This is a genomic window from Paenibacillus roseus (assembly GCF_016424485.1).
Lineage (GTDB): Bacteria > Bacillota > Bacilli > Paenibacillales > Paenibacillaceae > Paenibacillus_D > Paenibacillus_D roseus.
This window is the reverse complement of the sequence record NZ_JAELUP010000020.1, coordinates 1-19517: the sequence shown is the minus strand read 5'-3', so window position 1 is coordinate 19517 and position 19517 is coordinate 1. Positions and strand designations below refer to the sequence as shown.

10 protein-coding genes are annotated in these 19517 nt (G+C 43.8%); all 10 read right to left on the bottom strand.

The annotated features are described in order from the left end of the window. Positions 1 to 146: 146 nt before the first annotated feature. Positions 147 to 890: an ABC transporter permease gene (locus tag JFN88_RS07340; RefSeq protein ID WP_199018683.1), complete on the bottom strand. Its 744-nt coding sequence runs from the start codon at positions 888 to 890 to the stop codon at positions 147 to 149. Beyond that, positions 890 to 1630 carry an ABC transporter ATP-binding protein gene (locus tag JFN88_RS07335; RefSeq protein WP_199018682.1) on the bottom strand — a complete coding sequence of 247 codons (741 nt, stop codon included), beginning with the start codon at positions 1628 to 1630 and terminating at the stop codon, positions 890 to 892. Before JFN88_RS07335 ends, JFN88_RS07340 begins: the two co-directional genes overlap by 1 nt. 264 nt (positions 1631 to 1894) lie before the next feature. Then, positions 1895 to 3028: a lantibiotic dehydratase C-terminal domain-containing protein gene (locus JFN88_RS07330; RefSeq protein WP_199018681.1), complete on the bottom strand. Its 1134-nt coding sequence runs from the start codon at positions 3026 to 3028 to the stop codon at positions 1895 to 1897. A gap of 525 nt (positions 3029 to 3553) precedes the next feature. After that, the gene (locus tag JFN88_RS07325; RefSeq protein ID WP_199018680.1) at positions 3554 to 4210 is read right to left on the bottom strand and encodes a response regulator transcription factor; all 657 of its coding nucleotides are present in this window, start codon (positions 4208 to 4210) and stop codon (positions 3554 to 3556) included. 50 nt (positions 4211 to 4260) lie between these two features. Beyond that, a complete protein-coding gene (locus JFN88_RS24965; RefSeq protein ID WP_199018679.1) occupies positions 4261 to 6471 on the bottom strand; it encodes an ATP-binding protein in 2211 nt (736 codons plus the stop codon). A gap of 154 nt (positions 6472 to 6625) precedes the next feature. Further along, on the bottom strand, positions 6626 to 6805 hold the full coding sequence (comX, locus tag JFN88_RS07315) for a competence pheromone ComX (RefSeq protein ID WP_199018678.1): 180 nt from the start codon (positions 6803 to 6805) through the stop codon (positions 6626 to 6628). Between the two features lie 147 nt (positions 6806 to 6952). Continuing rightward, positions 6953 to 7867: a polyprenyl synthetase family protein gene (locus tag JFN88_RS07310; RefSeq protein ID WP_199018677.1), complete on the bottom strand. Its 915-nt coding sequence runs from the start codon at positions 7865 to 7867 to the stop codon at positions 6953 to 6955. 384 nt (positions 7868 to 8251) lie between these two features. Continuing rightward, the gene (locus JFN88_RS07305; RefSeq protein WP_199018676.1) at positions 8252 to 12967 is read right to left on the bottom strand and encodes an RCC1 domain-containing protein; all 4716 of its coding nucleotides are present in this window, start codon (positions 12965 to 12967) and stop codon (positions 8252 to 8254) included. 54 nt (positions 12968 to 13021) lie between these two features. Further along, positions 13022 to 13840, bottom strand: coding sequence for an imm11 family protein (locus JFN88_RS07300; protein WP_199018675.1), 819 nt, complete (start codon positions 13838 to 13840; stop codon positions 13022 to 13024). A 15-nt stretch (positions 13841 to 13855) separates the two neighbouring features. Further along, positions 13856 to 19402, bottom strand: coding sequence for a S8 family serine peptidase (locus tag JFN88_RS07295; RefSeq protein WP_199018674.1), 5547 nt, complete (start codon positions 19400 to 19402; stop codon positions 13856 to 13858). Positions 19403 to 19517: the final 115 nt, after the last annotated feature.

Genomic DNA, 19517 nt, shown 5'->3' with positions numbered 1-19517 from the left:
CCTCTGCCCCGCAGCGTTCCCTCCACCTAGAGGTCAACCACTAATTTTGGTTTTAAGCCAGAATTATTTTGCAAAAAAAACAGCCCCTCATCCGATGCAATCGGCGGAGCTGTCTTTATTGAACAAGCTTAGATGCTGTGACCCCGTTACTCGGTATCCCAACGGAAAAAGCGAATGCTGAATATAACGCCGACAACTAGAATACTACCTAAAACAACAGCATCCCACAAGCTGGAGGCGGTAAAGAGTTGCCCCATCCATCCGTTCTGCATCAGTTCCACCGCATATTTTAATGGAATGAAATTCGATACCGCCTGCAAGCCGCTTGGCAGATTATCCAATGGGATCGTCGCTCCTGAAAGAAACATCATCGGATACATGGCTGCGAATCCGATCGCCATCGCGCTCTGGAACCGTCTGGCGATACTTGCAACTACAAATCCTATCGCAAAAAATGTAACTGAAGAAAACACAAGCGATAACAAAAATTGCAGCAGGTGCCCGGATACCGGAGCGCCAAACGCATACTTGGCAATAAGAATAATCTCCAGCGCTCCCGCAAAAACAGCGAAAAATCCTTTTGTTAAAATCGCCTGGAAAACGTAAGCCGGTTTTAACGGCGTACCTTTCAACCGTTTATATACTCCTTTTTCCCGGTCAATGACGACCTGCAAGCCAATAATGAAAAATCCGGCTGTAAACAGAATGACACCGATCATACCAGGGATATACCGATCAAAATAAGTCATGTCCCCATATTGACGGGTACCGAACATACTGCCGAAGAAGTAGAAGCAGAGGGCAGGCATAACAAAAACAAAGAATAATCCGATAATTTCGCGAAAAAACATTCTCATTTCCATCTTCGTATGCGTAAGCATAGCTTGCATTATGCCGACACCCCATTCTGGAACACAGCCATTTGCAAATAGACATCCTCCATCGTTCCGTCCCCGCCCGGCAACTGCGCGATTAATTCATCAGGGGTTCCGCTTGCAAACAGCTTTCCTTCCACCACGACAGCCACACGGTCACAATGCGTCTGTACTTCTTCCATATCGTGAGTGGATATCAAAATCGTCTTGCCCTCTTCCTTCATTAACTGCACAATGTCCCAAAGCTCTGCCCTAGCCTGCGGTTCAAGCCCGGCTGTTGGTTCATCGAGAAAGATGACCTCCGGGTCATTCACAAGCGCGATCGCCAGTGCTGTCCGCTGCTGCAAACCTCCCGAGAGCTTCCGAACGTACTTGTTCAGATAAGGCTGCAGCGAGCACAGCCCGATAATTTCATCCAGACTACGCGTCTTATTATAGTAGGAATGGAACTGCTTAAGCGCTTCCTTCACTTTGACCCGGTCAAATAGCGAAGTGGCCTGCAATTGAATGCCGATTTTATGCTTCAATGTCTCTTCTTCCTGATCAACATCCAGACCGAGAACGCTGATGCTCCCGCTGTCGGCTTTTCGAACACCCATCAGCATTTCCAGCAATGTTGATTTCCCTGCCCCTTTCGGGCCGATTACACCATATACCTCCCCTTTCTCCACTGACAGAGAGATTCCTTGTACAGCCTGTACTTTACCGTAAGATTTGGTTACGTCATTCACCTCAATCACTTGTTCATTTTTCATAAATTGATGCCTCCTCTTCCGATTGCTTACCATCCAAGCATCCATTTTATTTTTCAGCGTTCAGGGCCACGAGACTGGATTATGCTTTAGTCTAATCTTAGCTGAAAAGCAAGCTCGCAACACCGAAATTCGACCTGCATAACACCGCAGAATCATTGCAGTTGTCCGCATACTATTGCGGTACCTTCCATGATGCCAACTTCAACTGTTCATCGACTTTGGTATTGTCAACAATCACAAATGTGTTTACCGTTAGGGAACTGGCTAATTTGCATAGGGTTCAGCCTTCGCTTCCAGGGCCAGTTCTAGCCGTCTATGCCTTAAACCTGTATATCTGCCGGTCAGTTCCTGCCAGGTCGTTCCGTAAAGCCGCTCGACTGCCGAAGAGATGAGCTCGCACAAAATATGCTTCATATGCGGCGTGATGCCCATTAGCGGCATTAAATAATAGAAAGCATTAACCGGAATACGGTACGCGGCGTAGGCCGGTGAATCGAAGAGCTGCTCAGCCTGTTTCCCCCAACGGACACGCATTTCATCTTCATAGTGGTCTTCAAGGGACTTAAATTGCTCCTTTGGCACAACCAGCTTTCCTTCGAGCGCCTCTTTATGGGCTTGGTCATAAAGCGCTTTAGCTGCCAGCGACCATTGGCGCAGCAGCGGATCAGCCCCTGCGTAGATTCCGCCCTCCACACAATCGGTAATGGCCTCTACCTGATAGCGAATTTGTCTGCCAATCTGATCTGTCCAGTTCGCCATATGTCTTCGAACCGCATCCGGTTCAGGGAACTGATTGATATACCCCTCCAATTGCGAACGGAAAGACAAATGTCCGCGCAGAAGTCCATCTTCCGGGTACAAGCTTCCTATAATCGCCATCAGTTGTACAATCAGACCATAGCGTTCTTCCTCGCTTTTTTCGGTCCTCTCCAGCGTCTCCAGCAACAACGGAGCCGTGGCCGAATAAAAGCCGCGCAGCATATCCTGCAATCCTGGACTACCCAAATCCTCGCTGAGATGATCCGCAGGACCCGCTACAATGGTATTATCAGCCTGCAGCGGCTCATAAGGTCCCGGCTCAAATTCCCATCCTCCAAGCCTTCTGCTTAACGCTATGTAGGATTCCGAATTCAGCACCGTCCTTGATGGAGATTGCTGCAAATATTCCATCAAACGTTTTTTGATATATGGAAGCACTTCCTCATAATATCGCAGCTCTCCGCAACTCTCTGGGTCCACAATTAGCGCAATATGCGGTCCCAACTTCCAATGACGGCGTATATACTGCCGCTCAATGCCGAATTGCTCCCGCAGTTCCTTCATGACAGGTCCAAAAGCATGCTTGAGCAGTTCTTCCTTGTTATCGCTGTAATAGTAAACTCTAATGGATTGCCACATACGCTCTCTCCTTTTCTCGCTTAACTTTTACGCCCCTGTCCGGCTACGACAGATTCACCAGTTTTCAAATAAAAACTTAAAAGCTTTATATTGGCGGAACAACTGCCCTACCTTTTGATATACGCAACCACAACAACCGCTATCACCTGAACAGAAAAAAGTTTTTGGCGACCGCTCCTTTACTCTGAGATCTTTGGTATTTCAAGCTTTTAAGCAAATGTCCAATCCTTTATTTAAATCATAGAACAGTCTAGAAAGATTTTCACCGAAATCCTCCCTGGAGAACAGCGCAATACTCCATTCGTAAACCGCAATATGGAGGGCGCAATACCCTTGCGGCTTGGACGGCATATAGACTCCCCTGCTTTAATACCCTCGGACTTGCATCAGATTCCTATAGTTTTCTATCCAGACCTATGCTTGCGGGAGACTTGCCCAAATTAAAAATACCCGAACGCCTCCCTCAGGAATGGGTTCGGGTATTGCTGCAAATCTGTACAAATCACGACATACGGACTGGGCTACCTATACGATTTCATGATCATTAATTAGGCCGAGTCGGTTCGACTCACTAATTGCCTCCGAGCGCGAACGAACCTTCAGCTTTTCAAATATGCGTGTCAGATTATACTCCACGGTACGCTGGCTCATATACAGCTTGGTTGCAATTTCTCTGTTGCTGCTGCCTTTAGCGACCTCCCGCAATATTTGCTGCTCCTTCTCATTGATGGAGACTTCCTCAATCACCTGACCGTCTGACTGCTGGAACCGCACTTCACTACGGCGCAGTTGCCTTAACAGCGACACCGGAATGACCGCCTCTCCCCGCAAGGAGCAACGAATTGTCGTAATCAGTTGCTCTCTCGACGATGCTTTACTGATAAATCCGGAAGCTCCGGCTTCAATGAGCATATTGAAATGCGCTGCAATATCATACCCCGTATAAATGAGAACAACCGTATCCGGGTGTGCTCCCGTCACACGACGAGTCAGCTCCAACCCGCTAATGACCGGCATATTGAGATCGAATAACATAACATCGAACTCTTCCCGTTCGATTAACTGGAGCGCTTCCGCCCCTGAGAATACAATCGTGACCTTCATATCCGAGTCATGCTCAATCATATGCTTCGTTCCTTCTCCGACAGAAGGATGGTCGTCTACCAGCAGTACACGAATCATATTGCCCCCCCCTTTATATGCCTGACAATGAGGCTTTATCCGCCCGGCTGTTAGATGGCCTGATTAACAACTGTACCATGCTGCGACAAAGGAAGCCATATAGAAACCTCCAGTCCTTCTCCCAAAGCCGTTTGAAATTCAACATCCCCTTCCAGCCCCCATACCCGTTCGCGAATACCGGACAACCCCATATGCTGAAAAGAGGATTGGAGTCTTTCCTGCTCCATCCCTATCCCGTTATCCCCGTAGCGGTAGCGGATTTGCTCACCGTCATGGAACAGCTCTACATCTACTTTAGTTGCCTTGGAATGCTTCATGCTGTTGCGGAGCAGTTCCTGTGTAATCCTGTATATCGTAAGAACATACTCGTCATCAAGCATATTCTGAAATTCACTGTGCACAAAATTAATCGTATAATTCGCATGAAGCTGAGCGCGGGCGCATAAATCACCGACAGCTCCGATCACACCCATCTCCTTCAAAAATGGCGGACGCAGTTCGTTGCATGTCTCGCGAATTTGATGGATCACATCAAGCAGGCCTTCCTGTATATCCATCAGTTCCGCTTTCGTCCCTTCAGACAGCTCTTGATTGTCGTTCGTTAGCGATTCCAGCCTACGGTACCATAGCAGTTGATCCTGCAAGGCTGAGTCATGCAAATCACTGGCCAGCTTGCGGCGCTCTTGCTCGGATAACCGGAAGAGCAGACGGAGCACCCATGGCGGTGCTTTTTCATTTCCCCTGGTGTCCAGATCCTGTACCAGACCTTCAATCAACTGCAGGTTATCGTAGACGAAACCGACATAAGTAATCAGCGTGCGGAGCCATATTCGTTCATCATGATTGAAATCCATACGGTTATCCTTGTCGCTAATCCACATCAGATGCTGCATAGAGTGGCTTTTACCGACAACATAGCAGCAGCCCCCCACTGTCCTCAAATACTCGCCTACATTTAAGTGTTTGGTTCCATATCTAATTTGCGGCATAATAGTCTGAAGCGAGATGGGCCCATAGCTTTTTTTCAACGTAATGATATTGGACTTGGTATCCCGCTCCAAAAAACTGACAGAACTGATCGGCAGAACGGCCAGTGCTTCCTCAGCAAGGTTTTGCTCCAGTTCATGAACCTTCATTACATTGGCCACCTTAGCGGAAAAGCCTTCAAGGCTTTGCTCGTAGCGATGCGCTCCTTTAATGAGCCGGTTGCGAACCTTCTGATCCAATAGCTCCTTCAGATAGAGAAACAGAATGACGCCAATGTACACAACCAGGAAGGATTGCAGCCACTGTATCGAGTGGAACGGCTCCCGCTGCATCAGCGTGCCGACAAGCGGGACTAATAACAGGGTCGGAATAATTGCAATGAGACAATAATAGCGCAAACGGCCAATAATGAACTCAATATCCAGCAGTTGTCTTGATGCTACTAGATACATATAAATTAACGGTAAAACGAGAAAAAACGAGGCCGCTACACCTGCCTCTACCAGTTGTTTTCCTAACAATGCCAACGGAATAATATATAGAAGAATAAACGGAGCGAATGCCCCCACATTTCCAAAGATCATATATTTCAGCAGCGAGCCGTGCGGGGTATGCCGGTACTTGATAAACATTCTGACCAGCACGAACCAGACGCAGAGCATTTCAATAGAAAACAAAATGACGACACCAAAATTGCTGCCGATCAAAAACCCGATTGAGGCCTCACTGCGGCTTATCCATTCAAATACAAGCCATGTAGCAATGAGTATGTAAAGCAGATACCCTGTCTTAAAGGGCAGAACCTGAATATTACGGGTACGGAAATACTCTACAAGAAATTGCAGAAAAATAACCGGAACTCCCAAAATACAAATTTTCATAAATAAATAAGAAAAGATATCGCCGCGCACTCCTGTGCCGGCAGCCAAAAAACCTAGGGCTACTGCCATAAAAAACAAAATAAGGTAGATCGCCGGCTTATCGTCGGGCTTCTTATAAGCAATAAAAGTAGAGAACAAATAGAAGAGTGTAAACAGCATAATCGGCACAATCGTCAAGTTAAACGATAGCGGCTGCTTGGACAAATCGCTGAAGTCAAAAAATAGCAGCTTACTATCACGTTCAACTACAATGTTTTGTGCCGTTTGAATATTGCCGGACCATACTAGCCAGTTGTTATCAGCAGGAGGGCCTCCATTCAGCTCCTTGATCACATCGCCAACACGAATTCCGCTTTTGGCTGACCAGGCCTCCTGCTCAATATTACTAACCACGAATTGATCTCCGCTATATGTAGTACTAATCGCAATATATGGGACATTGAAATGGACCCATATAAAGTAGAAGGCAAACAGCAGCGCCGCTGTTAAAAGTACCCATGTTCTTTTTGATGCAGACTTCAAATGCCTTTCATCCTTTCAATTGCTATCAGTAAGACAACCAGTAATTATTGCTGACTTTTTTCTCAGAGAGCGTTTCGGATTTCAGTACGTCAACGAGGGCGCGCTGCTCAACAGCACTTATACCAACCAGGGATACGCGATTTTGCAGAACCAGGTTCAAAAGCTCCGGACTTTGTTTCAATTGAGCTACCATTTTTTTAATCATTTTAACTACCGCCTCTCGTAATTTTCTTTACACTTTTACTATAACATGGGCTTTTGCTCCTTGCATCGAATATGATGTTGTGGAATCACGCAGTTATCGTTGCGCGTTTGTTGCGTGATTGAAGTGCGGTTTTTGCGCGCCGCGGCGTTACATATACTGCCGGATTTGCTCCTTCCAGTGCTCTTCCAGTTCCATCTGGGCCAACACCTTTTCAATCTCATATTCCTTGATTCTGGCATGTACCTGCGCATATTCGATACAACCACATTCCTGTACAAATTCCATCAGCTCCTGCTTATGCAGCAGAACATCATCCCGGCTCAATGCCCCGTCATAATAAGCTCGCAGCATATCAGCCTTCTCTCCCGGCTCCTCCAATACATAGAATAGAGGCAAGGTCCGCTTGCGATAAAGCAGGTCATTCCGCTTGTCCCATCTCTCAACCCCCGCAATGTCATTGCGGAGTTGCGCAGCTACCCCTAGCGCCTGTCCATAAGCGGCAACACTCTCATTATACTTCCCTGTTGCTAGTGCTGTGCCCGCAAGACATACAGCCGCTACAAGCGCGCCGGATTTATCTGCAATCATCTGCAAGCACTCTTCTTCGGTCGCCCATTCATTGCGCAGATCGGTATGCTGACCATTAACCGCCTTCAAAATTCCATGATTGAGCAGCCTCATTGCCAGCATAGCCCGTCCATCGTCGCCCTCTGCTCCGCGGCACACAGCTTCAATAGACAACGCTTGGAGCGCAATAGCCACATTCAGAGATAGTGCTGCTGGAACCTGTGACCAAGGGACTGCATCATTATCGAGATCCTGGAGATCATCATAGATATCAAGCGCCAGAATCATAGTTTCCGCTGCTGCTGCGGCGTATTCAGCCTGTCTTGCCGACCCGCCGAACATTTCACAATGCAGGGAAGCAAGCTTGCCAAACACCCCTGATTCTGTTGCTTTATATGCAATGAATTCCTTTGCCAGCCTGCGCAGTTCAGGTTCATGAAAATACGACTCTACCAATTCCTCTATTTTCCCGGATAGCTCTGTTATGCGATCCATCCCCAGTCCAGCCTCCTTATCAATATAGTTTATCTGCGCCTGTGCACTGGTACAACGATTTTGCAGAAAGAGTGTTAGAGGCAATGTGAAAGTAAATATATGATTATTATACTTGATTATTAAAAATTTTCCATGCGAAAAATATATTAGGAGAAGGCATCCGTTCAAAGTTTCCTCGTGATAATCAGAACGGGGAACGAGAGTCGGGTAGAACAGCGTGTGAAAATATTTTAGTTTGAGATTTGGGAGTTGGGCAGCGGTCGCCTTTTTTAAAGGGTACAACAACGATCGAAAGAGCCTTCAAACAACCCTAAAACAAATATCGCAAGCTCCAGGGTAAGACTTTCTTCTGGAACTTGCGATGTTTTCATTATATACACCCAATTACGGACTGATAGGAACACTCCCATTTGATACATTGCCTGCAGCATCTACTGCTTTAACTGTAATTGAAACTAAGCGATCAGCAGGCACAGTGATGGCAACAGAATCATATGCTTTCGTCTGCAATACCTTGTCATTATCAATATATACCCAATACTCCTTGACCGCTACATTGTCCTTAGAAGGAGACCACCGAAGTGTGACAAGATTACCATTTTTTATGGCTACCACATTTTGGGGCACCAACGGAGCAATACTATCATAGGTAATAATATCTATGTTATTAAAATTTAAATAAATCTCTTCATCCCAAGTGTTGTTTTCTTTGCCCTTCTCAGCCAGTGACTTACTCGATGCAGATGCAGAAGCTGTGGGTACTAGATCAGTAGCTGCAACAGGTACTCTGGAATTATTCTTGGTTCCATTCCCCAACTGCCCTGAACCGTTCCCCCCCCATGACATAACCGTGTTATTTGCTAAAGCAGCTCCTGTTTGGTAACCTGCATCAATCGTCTTGATATTGTTTAGCGAGGATACAGCAACGGGCGTGCTGAAGGAATTAGCCACACTTCCATTTCCAAGCTGCCCGACGCTATTATCGCCCCAAGTGTATACCGTATTGTCCGACATAGCCATGCTAAAATATAGCCCAGCCGACACTTGCTTGATGCCACTTAATGAGTTGACCAATACAGGGGTTTTCTTATCAGTCTTTGTACCATCCCCCAGTTGACCCGAATTATTGTAACCCCAAGCCCATACTGTACCACCCTGCTGCAAAGCTAATGAGTGATAACCGCCTGCAGATATGTCAATTACATTTGATAAATTTGTTAGCTGAAAAGGTATGCTCGCATTCGTCGTTGTGCCATTGCCAAGCTGGCCCTTTGAGTTTGATCCCCAGGCCCAAATCGTCCCATCCGTTTTCGTAACCAAGTTAAAGAAGAAGCCCGCACTAATGGACTTAACACCACTGAGTGAAAGGATCTGTTTTGGTGTGTAGCTTGGGTTTCCCGTTGTACCTTGGCCCAATTCTCCAAAAGCATTGCTTCCCCATGACCATACTGTTCCATCACTTTTTAGAGCAAGCGAATGGGTATGTCCCGCCGAAACTGCTATGATTGAATTAAGACCTTCTATTTTTTGAGGATCAAATCGCATTGAAGCAGTCGTATTACCTAACTGCCCTGAAGAATTCCCCCCCCATGACCATACTGTTCCATCGCTCATTAAAGCTAAGTTATGAGTGTCTCCAGCTGAGATGGAAATCACCGAAGTCAGGTTCACAGTTTGCTTTGGAATAGTTGAACTATTTCCAGCAAGATTTCCCAGTTGGCCATTGCTATTTGATCCCCATCCCCAAATGGATCCGTCGCTTTTCAGTACAAGAGTATGGTTTGAAGCAGCTGATAAAGCCAGCGGGAAAGATATTTCCGTCGTCGCACTAACTGTATTGCTACTTGCAGATAAATTACCTGCATAGTCTCTTGCTTTAACGGAGAATGTATAAGTAGAACCTGGTGTCAGGCTAGTAGGCGTATACGTTGTAGCCATGTCAATTGTATTCCCGTCCACCCCGACAGTTCCACTCAGTGTGGAACCTTGGTAAATTAAATATTCCTTTACAGCGTGATTATCCGTAGCCTCATTCCATGATAAAACTACTGTATTTGAAGTTTTCCCCGCCACTATTAGCGAACCTGGAGCGCTTGGGGCTATATTATCCGTTGGATAAGGGATGCCGTTAACCAAATTACGTGTAATCTTATTCACAGTAGTGCCATCGCCCAGTTGCCCGTAGCTATTAATTCCCCACGCCCAGACAGAACCGTTTCTTTTTACAGCCATACTATAGTACTCTCCGGCAAATATTTCAGATATCCCTTCCATATGAGCTACTTGAACAGGCACTTTCCTTTTGTTTTTCGTACCATCACCTAACTGTCCGTAATAATTATCTCCCCACGCCCAAACTTTCCCATCGTCAGTCAGAGCAAGGTTATGTGCATAAGATGACGAGATTTTTATAACACCTGTCAAATTTTGAACTTGTACCGGAACAAAGCTATCTTCGAAATCCACTCCATTTCCGAGTTGCCCGTTATCGTTGAACCCCCAAGTCCATACTGTTCCATCTCTTTTAAGAACAGCACTATGCATATATGATGTAGAAATCTCCGCTACATTACTTAAATTTGAAATTTGCACTGGTACAAGCTGATCTTGATTCCAGGCAGCATTAATTCCTAACTGCCCCCGTGAATTACTTCCCCATACCCATACAGTTCCATCTTCACGTAGAGCCATGCTGTGATAATAACCATTAGCGATAGCCACTATAGAGTTTAGTCCAACGACCTTAACCGGTGTAGAACGGGATGTTGTTGTCCCGTCACCAAGCATTCCTGCATTGTTAATTCCCCATGCCCATACAGTTCCATCATCTTTAAGTGCCATATAATGTTGGATACCCATTGAGATTGAAACTACGTTATCCAATCCATTAATTTGGGTTGGCGCTATAATTTGTCCAGCACCATTTTCTCCCCATATCCACACGGTTCCATCTGGACGTAAGCCAATATTATCACGAACGCCCGTCTTGATCATCGTAAAACCTTGCAGTGCGGAAATTTGTACAGGCGTATAGCGCATACTTATCGTTCCGTCACCTAACTGTCCCCGGTTGTTATTTCCCCAGCCGCGCACAACACCTTGTTGGTTCCAGGCAAAATTATGGTCACGGCCTCCGGTAATCATTGGTTCATTCGTATTGAACACTATAGGATTGCTGGAAGCCGAGCGATTGCCTGCCCGATCCACAGCTTTAACCGTAATCGAATATTTTAAGTTCGTTTGTAAATTTGTGAGTTGAATTTTATTTTCAACGGAGGTCGCCATCAAATTACTACCGTTATAAATCTCGTACAAAGCTACCCCAGAAAGATTATCCGTGCTTGAAGTCCAGCGTAATAATACTGTACCGCCAAGTTGGCTGACTTTGAATAAATTTGTCGGAATACTAGGAGGGGTTTTATCGATCCTTACTACGATTTCTGTGACTTCACTCATATTTTCAGCTGCATCGACTGTACGCGCAAAAATACGGAAGTCCCCTTCACTGCTCATTGTAAAAGGAGCTGAGTATTCCACCCAAGTACCGTTAACTCCAATCTTATATTCGTTACGTGCGACCCCACTTAACGCATCAGTTCCACTATCAAGAGTTACTTGAACATTTTGATTTGTCCAATCTGTAACAGTAGCCTTCAAAATTGGCACTGTTGGTGGCGTTTTATCAATTCGAACTTTATGAGATCTTATTTCGCTTGTATTTCCGGCTTTATCATACGTAAACGCATGAACCACCGTTACCCCCTCGTCAGTAAAAAGTAATGGAATCTCATAGGATGTCCATTCCTCAGAATCGTCCAGTGTATATTGGCTGTAATCCGCACCACTTAATGCATCTGGGCCATGAATGATCTGTAGGTGGACATCCTTATTTGTCCAATTTTCACTTTCCGGACTAAACAAGGGCGCTCCTGGTGGTGTAAAGTCAATTTTAGCCACGCTTTCTGCGTTAGGACCAGTATTGCCTGCCCAGTCCGCTGTACGGGCATAAATAGGAGTTATTCCTTCATTCCTAATCATAAATGAATCCACGTATTCAAGCCATTCAATGTCTGTTCCAGTTTTATATTCAACAACTCTTACTTTGCTATCCTCATCTGTCCCTGCTATTAAGCTCACGTATACATCCTCATTCGTCCAACTTTCCGTGCTTAGCCCAATGGAGGGAGCAGTTGGAGCAATCTTATCGAACTTCAGGGTTCTCTCGCTCACTTCACTCGTTTTGCCTGCGTAATCATTTGTCCTCGCGTATACCTGAACCCACCCATTACCTCCAACAGAGAACGGGTCGGAGTAATCCAGCCACGCTCCTGTAGAGCCTATTCTATATTGTGATTTCATTGTCCCACTCTCTTTATCTACCCCGTCAATCAAGGATACGATGAATTGAGAGTTGCTCCACTCCGTAGGACTAGATAGAATGTCCGGAGCCGTAGGCGGTGTAATATCTATATTAATCTTGGCCTTTTTTGTTTTTTCCTGATTCCCTCCTAAATCCTTCGATCGATAATGTATAATCCAGTTTTTTTCATCCATCAATTGGAATGGTTTAGTGTAACGAACCCATGTTTGTGCCCCATCAAGACTGTATTCAGAATAGTCAACTCCGGAATGTAGATCTTCGGCTTCAAGGACAACCGAGACAGGGCCAGTATAATAAGAGTTTTGTCCCTCAGCACCTATAATCCTAACAGTGGTTTCCGGTTTGAATATATCTTGCTTGATTGTAAACTCAACCAATTTAGGCGATTCAATATTATTATTGTTATCAATTGATCGGTATAGGAACTGATAAAGCTTTTTTTCGGAAAACATCACCGGTTGGCTATATACGGTCCAGGTAGCTCCAGCATCTAAGCTATATTGCGTCCTTAACACCCCTGAACTACTGCCATAAGCCGATAATTGGACCTCTACTGGCCCGTAATATATCCCGTTAGGCGCTTGTCTACCGTTCAAAACATGCGATGTAACAGGAGGAGTCCCTTCTGCAACAACATTAGAATTCCCAATTATAGATACAAATAAGGAATAAACTAACACAGCGCATAATAAAATAGGTAAACACCTTTTCTTCATCATTTTTCCCCCAAATAATGATTAGATCACAGTACGAAATTCGTTGAATTGTCTGGCTTAAACTTTGGACTTTTCCGCTTCATGCCAAAGTTGCCCGAGTAGGATCGGCGGGATATAGACTGGCATTAGCCATTGATAGGTCAAGTCCAGCATCAGTTCGCCAATCCAGAATCGCCCTTTATCGTCTAGCTGCATTTTCCATTTCCCACTGACAAATGCTTTCCCGGACTCTACCTTATCTCTTGCATCGTCATAGGTATACTCGATCCCTTTGCTGTTCTCAATCGCCGACAACGCAGCTTCAAAACTTCGTTGCTTTTCTTGCTCCTTTTCTTCCGTATATTCCGAATCATGAACAACCGAGAAATCCAATCCTTTGAACTTGTTACGTTCGATAAGTTCTTTAAGAGCCTGCGTAATATAAACTCGTGTTGTCGTACGTTCCCTAAACTTAAACATATAAGTACCCTCAGGAATCTTGGAAAAATCAAATACGAGTTTGTTAAATCCAGCAAATTCACCATCGTCATAGGTTCTAATATCCGATCGTTTCCAATCGACACAATCCAACACCTTTGTCACATTCACCATATACAATTCAAGATGGTCATGCAGCAGCGGTAGGAATTCTACTTCATCCTTAATATAGGGTTCAATAATTTTCTTGACAGAAGCAGACACTACTGGCTTTCCAATGCGATAATTAGGAAAATCATTATAAGATTTTTTATATATAGTCTCTACTTTTATTGGCGACCAGAAACTTCGTTTAGATTCACCATTAAAATCTGATGAAATCGGATGATCTTGATCTTCTTTTTCGTCTGACGTAATGTTCATAGATTTCGGGTGGCTTTTAAGTTCATAAATTTTCAACTCTTTAACCCCTCTTCAATTTGATAAATTCCCAATTTTAAGTCTGCCCTCTAATAGTTCCTTACGGACATAGTTAAGTTCTTTAACAACAAGGTCTTTATTGTTCTTTACAGGTTCAATTCGATCTAAAACAAATTGATAATAGCTCTCCGCATGTCCTCCATTATGCGTTGCTACAGTTTGCCCGTCAATAACAGTCATAGATTTACCTTTATCTGTCGGAAGATATACACCGTTTGAAGATGAATTTATATCGATCTTCAGGTCATCCAATATTTTTTGAATATCTCTCGCAGATTTAAATCTACCATCGGAAGCAGGAGCAATATGATGTGCCTGCCACCCACTAGGTTTATCCATTTTAGTAGCTTTCTTTATTTCAGCCTCCAGTATAACAGACTTCCTGGAACTCTTTATATCGGTTTGTCTAGTAGTAGAAAGATTAGAATATTTACTGATTTGACAAGCATCTGTCAGATTATGCGTCAGAATTCCGAGATTTGAAATGTAGTACGAGTGAAACTCCCTAACAGTAAAATTATAAACATTTGTTGGTTCGTATTGTAAAGAGATGGAATTAATTCTATGAAGCGTACCATCCTCTGTTTCCAACTCATCTCCTTGAATCAGTTCATCAGCAGGAACCCATCCTTTTCCTTTTACCCAAAACGGATGGTTAGAGGTAGTTTGAATTGAAGTATTAGATACATTTATTGTATATACTTCATCAGTTTCATTATTGAACAACTCTTCAACAGGCTTGTAAGACTGTATACCTGTATCTGTATCCTTTGCTAGTACCAGATCTCCAACTTTTATTTCCTCTATCGGCTTGTCGCCATTCTTCGTCTTGATAATTGTTCCTGCCGGTAAACAACCGCATGGATTAAACTTATAAATCTTAGTAAATTTCTTTGCCCCAGTAAATCCATTCCCAGCAATAGGGATTATTGCACCGACAGAAAGCAAAGCATTCGCGTACTCCCCATTAATCAAATAAATGACACCATTTACCGCATCCGCTGATTCACCGAGGATAGGAATCATCCCGATCGTATCCAACGTGCATTGGAAGTTAGCCAATACCCCCGATTCGTTACATAATACTAGCCGCTCTGCACCTTTCCAGAACTTAGCCAATTTCGTATAACCATACATGCTTTGGAACCAGGCTGTGTATGCAGTTAATGGAGGTGCACTGTTCGATGGAGAATAAATATAACGCTCAAAATAGTTAATGCATTTCTCACACGAATAAATATCATTTTCTTTAATCTCTTTTCCCTTATCGTTTACTGATGGTGGTAACGGAACAATATTAAGAACGTTTAACGGATCATTAAACACTTTTACACGTGTCGATTGACTATCCTTTTTCTTGGTACCATCTAAACGAGACACCACGATATCATATGATCCGCTTTTGGCCCAATATTTAACATCATTAAAGACGGGAAAATAGGCATATTGAGCAAACAACTGTTTGTTAATTACAGAAGGGTCGACAGATCCGTACCAATTAATCTGTGTGCCTCGGCCTGCTGTATAGTTGCCTGATATAACCTGTTTGTAAATCGATATGCCACTTGACGTAAACACTTCTACTTGCAGTTTGGAATGGCTTTTCTTGTTGTTATAGGTGATTCGAGCGTTTCCACCTGTCATTGGCGTTGCATCAAAAGCTTGAGGTAGCCCAGCAGCTAAGCTTCTGAAGAATGAATTTTCCTCATCATAGCTTCCCGGCACATATTCAATTTCATTTAAATCAGCAGACAGTTCATAGTTAAAGCTTTGGAAGCTCCAGGCAGGAGCACGAGTATTATCAAGCAATGCATATTTCTGAACTCTCAGATAATACACTCCGGCTTGCAAATCAAAAGACATATCCCCTTGCATGCTAAAATAGCCACGAATATTACCAGATGCATCCTCAATTGCCCCTTCACCCTCTGACAAATAAAGGCTGACCTGTCTCGGTTGATTGAGCTGAATGCGATAATAATCAACGTCGTATAAAGATGTAATTTTTGTGGGACTTCCGCTAAGGTCTGTGTCGATGAGTTGATTCAATTCGATGCTTCTCGCAGTAGCGATATCAGATTGACGCATATCTTCAACGGTGAATCGTGCCTTCAAGTCAGACGAAATAGAACCACGAATAACTAAGTAATAAGTTGTCCCAGCATTGAGATTGACTTCAAGTTTGGAGAACAACTCCCCATATGGTTTGTACCCTTTAACATCGTCATTGAAATCGATCAAGTTCCGCAGTCCAATATCGGAATACAGCTCAATTTCTGTATCGTTTAATTGAAGAGTCCTTTGATAATTGCTTGTAAAGAAACGATACTTGCCGGAAGCCGAAGGAGTAAACTGATAATAAGCTTCTTCACCCCTTGGTTTCAATAAATCCACTGAAACCCCACTCTGCAAAGCTGTAAACCCGGTTGGACCCGCAGAAGAGACAAGAAGTCGTGCATAGATTTTGCTTCCGTCAGAGGTTTTCACCCGAACATAATAAGGTATTCCCACACTTAGGTTAACGACAACTTCAGAATAAACGGAATCCTTTTTATCATCATTGTATCCGTTGGTAATTGTCGTCTCCATATCAGCATTAGGGTAGACAAACAATTCGGTATCATTTGGTTTTAAGTTCAGATTCCCATTATAAGGACTCGTAGCAATTCGATACTGACCATTCGCTGGGGGGACGAAAACATAAACACTGCTATTATTGGCCAACTGGTTGATATTCACTGCACGATCCAACTGGATATATGGAATCGAAGAGCTTACAACTTCCGCAGTAATACGAGCACGAAGCCGAGCGGAGCCATAACCGGCTACTTTCACATAGTATGTCTGCCCACCGATCAGACTAACTTCCACCTGAGAGAACACGCTGTCAATGGTGTCATCATTGTAATCAACCAATTTGGTCAATTGAAGGTTCGAGTATATAAAAAGCTCGGTATCGACAACAGCTCCCGTGCCTCCGTGTCTGCCTGTGTAGATACGATAGATCCCGGTAGTTGCAGGCTTGAATGTATACAACTGGTTTAGGCCCGCTACCAAGTCCATGTCTTCCGGCTGGTACACGATCAACTCTGGGATCGTTGTTGATGTTTGGATTTCAGAATAACTACTTGTTCCTCCAGCATAAACTGCAGCCACACCCAATTTATAATTAGAAAGCGGACTCAGGCCAGTAAATGTATATGACGTATTGGTTGAAGTAGCAACCACAGCCCCATTGATTTGCAATCGATAGGAAGTAGCCCCTGGAGATGGATCCCAAGACAATTTGATACTAGTTGCGTAAGAAACGACCTCCAACCCTGTCGGGGCAGGAAACAGTGGAACTTGGATATTACTAATCGTTAATGTGTAGGGCAACGTACTATACTGTCCACTATGACCAATGACTTTAATGTAATACATATTGTCCTTGAGCACTTGAACTGTTATTCGTTCTGCTATTCCTGTACCAGACTCGGACTGTGCAATCTGTGCGCCAGAAGCATTGTAAAGATACAGATCATAGTCAACAGTCGACGGTATAGTTAAGTTAACAGTTACCTCTCCTGTTGCATTTGCCGAAAACTTATAGTAGTCAATATCACTAGCTGAAGAAATGTAAGAAATATAGCTATTGCCAGGATTGACACTGTAAGCCGTCAAGAAGGTGTCGTTCGGCTCATATGTATCTGGACCAGAACCTGGCTGCGATACATAAATGACGAAGATGTCATCAAAGTTTCCAGTTCCCAAGGAGGGATAACGATACTTAATATGGTATGTCCCCGTTGGAGTGTTTGAAGATGTTTGCCATGTATAGGGTATAGCTACATGTAATTTCGGATTAGAAATCGTCTTTGTTGCGATAATATTGCTCGGATTAGCAGCAGGATATACTTCTACAATAATTTGACTATGCGGGTTCTGGCCATTCTGATCACCTTCCAATTTCAAAGACACCGTGACCGATGATCCCGAAGTGATGGTTGCCCCGTTGTTTACTTTGTCATAAGAAGCAAGTGTAATGTCCGCGTTAGTCGGAGGCCATATAGGACTTAAACCTGATAAGTTCTCATCTGAAAGCGGTGCAATTGGGCCTGGGATGAGGTCCATTGCTTTTGCTACATTTATTAAACCAGCTCCATATTCGTGAGCGTCACCAAGCGGGGTTGCCGTATCTTTTAACTTCTGTACAATTTCATTGTTCGTCCATAAAGGATACTTTGCCCGGAGCAAAGCTGCTGCTCCTGTAACATGAGCAGCAGCAGTTGAGGTTCCTGCCGACACACCGTACTCTCCATTCAGCGAGGTACTAATAATGCCAAACCCAGGAGCCATAAGGTCTAACTCTTGTCCAGTACTTGAAAAATCCAATCGATGATGTGAAGAATCCAACGCCCCTACTGCAACAACATCCGGATATTTGGCCGGGTACTGTACGGTGTTCTCTCCTGCACCGACATTACCAGCAGCGGCAATTATAAGGATGCCAGCCGCTTGAGCTTGTTGAATAGCCGTATGTAGGGCATCGCTATATTGTGAAGCAATAAAACTCATATTAATAATGTCAATGTTGTTCTCAATCGCCCAGTCAATACCTTGAAGAACAGAGCTCGTATAGCCGTCCCCTGCCGCATCGATCACTTGAACTGAGTATAAGTTCGACTGAGGTGCCACTCCGACGACACCTATTGCATTATCAAGTGCAGCGATTGTCCCCGCAATATGGGTTCCATGTCCATTTTGATCTTCATAATCGGCTTCGGAGCTTACAAAAGATACCCCACCTGCTATATGCAAATCTGGATGGCTTGCAATACCCGTATCAAACACAGCCACTTTAACTGCATTTCCGGCAGCCTGCTCCAATGAATGAACCAGATATGATCCAGTGGAATGTATTCCCCAGGGGATGGTTTGAGAGCTTTCTTTTAACTCTTGAGAGGAAACGTCAGTCAGAGAAGTCTTAGCAATTTCTATAGGTTTATCTTCTTCTATTGATTCCACCGTAGGGTTACGGAGGAGATGATTAACTTCATCAACATTTAACGATATAGAAATCCCATTAAGCAGACTAAGTTTTTGGACATGATAGTAGGATTGCTTGAAATCCATATCATATTCGAGGCTAACGGCATTTAATTCTTTTTCAGTGTATAATGAATCTCTATCGGCCAGATTAAAGGCTGTTTCTTCATCTAGAGCCTTAAAATCACTGTCTTCACTAGACCCCTCAATTAAATCTCCACCTTCATATAAAGGTAGAAACTCGTCAACATTAAATTCTTGCTTAAATCGAATAATAAACTTACCTTGAGGCTTATTACTTTGCATACTGTTTGAAATACTGATCTGGGATAAAAGGTCTGTAACCACATCTTTTTTTAGTTTTGGCGGCGTATCTTGAATAGTCGGTAGGCTAACTTCTTCAAATTCATTTTCGGCGCTTCCATTGTAATAATTACCTTTAATAGCAAATAAAGTATTGATATCTAACAAAAGTACTGATAGAACTATTAAAACTGCAAAAAGCTTTTTCAATGCTGCATCCTCCCAAAATTTAAATAGAATTAATTCATCATAATTCGACAAGAAAATAATTCCAATCTATATATTAGCATAATAATTAGTAAGTATACAAACAAGGTAATTTATG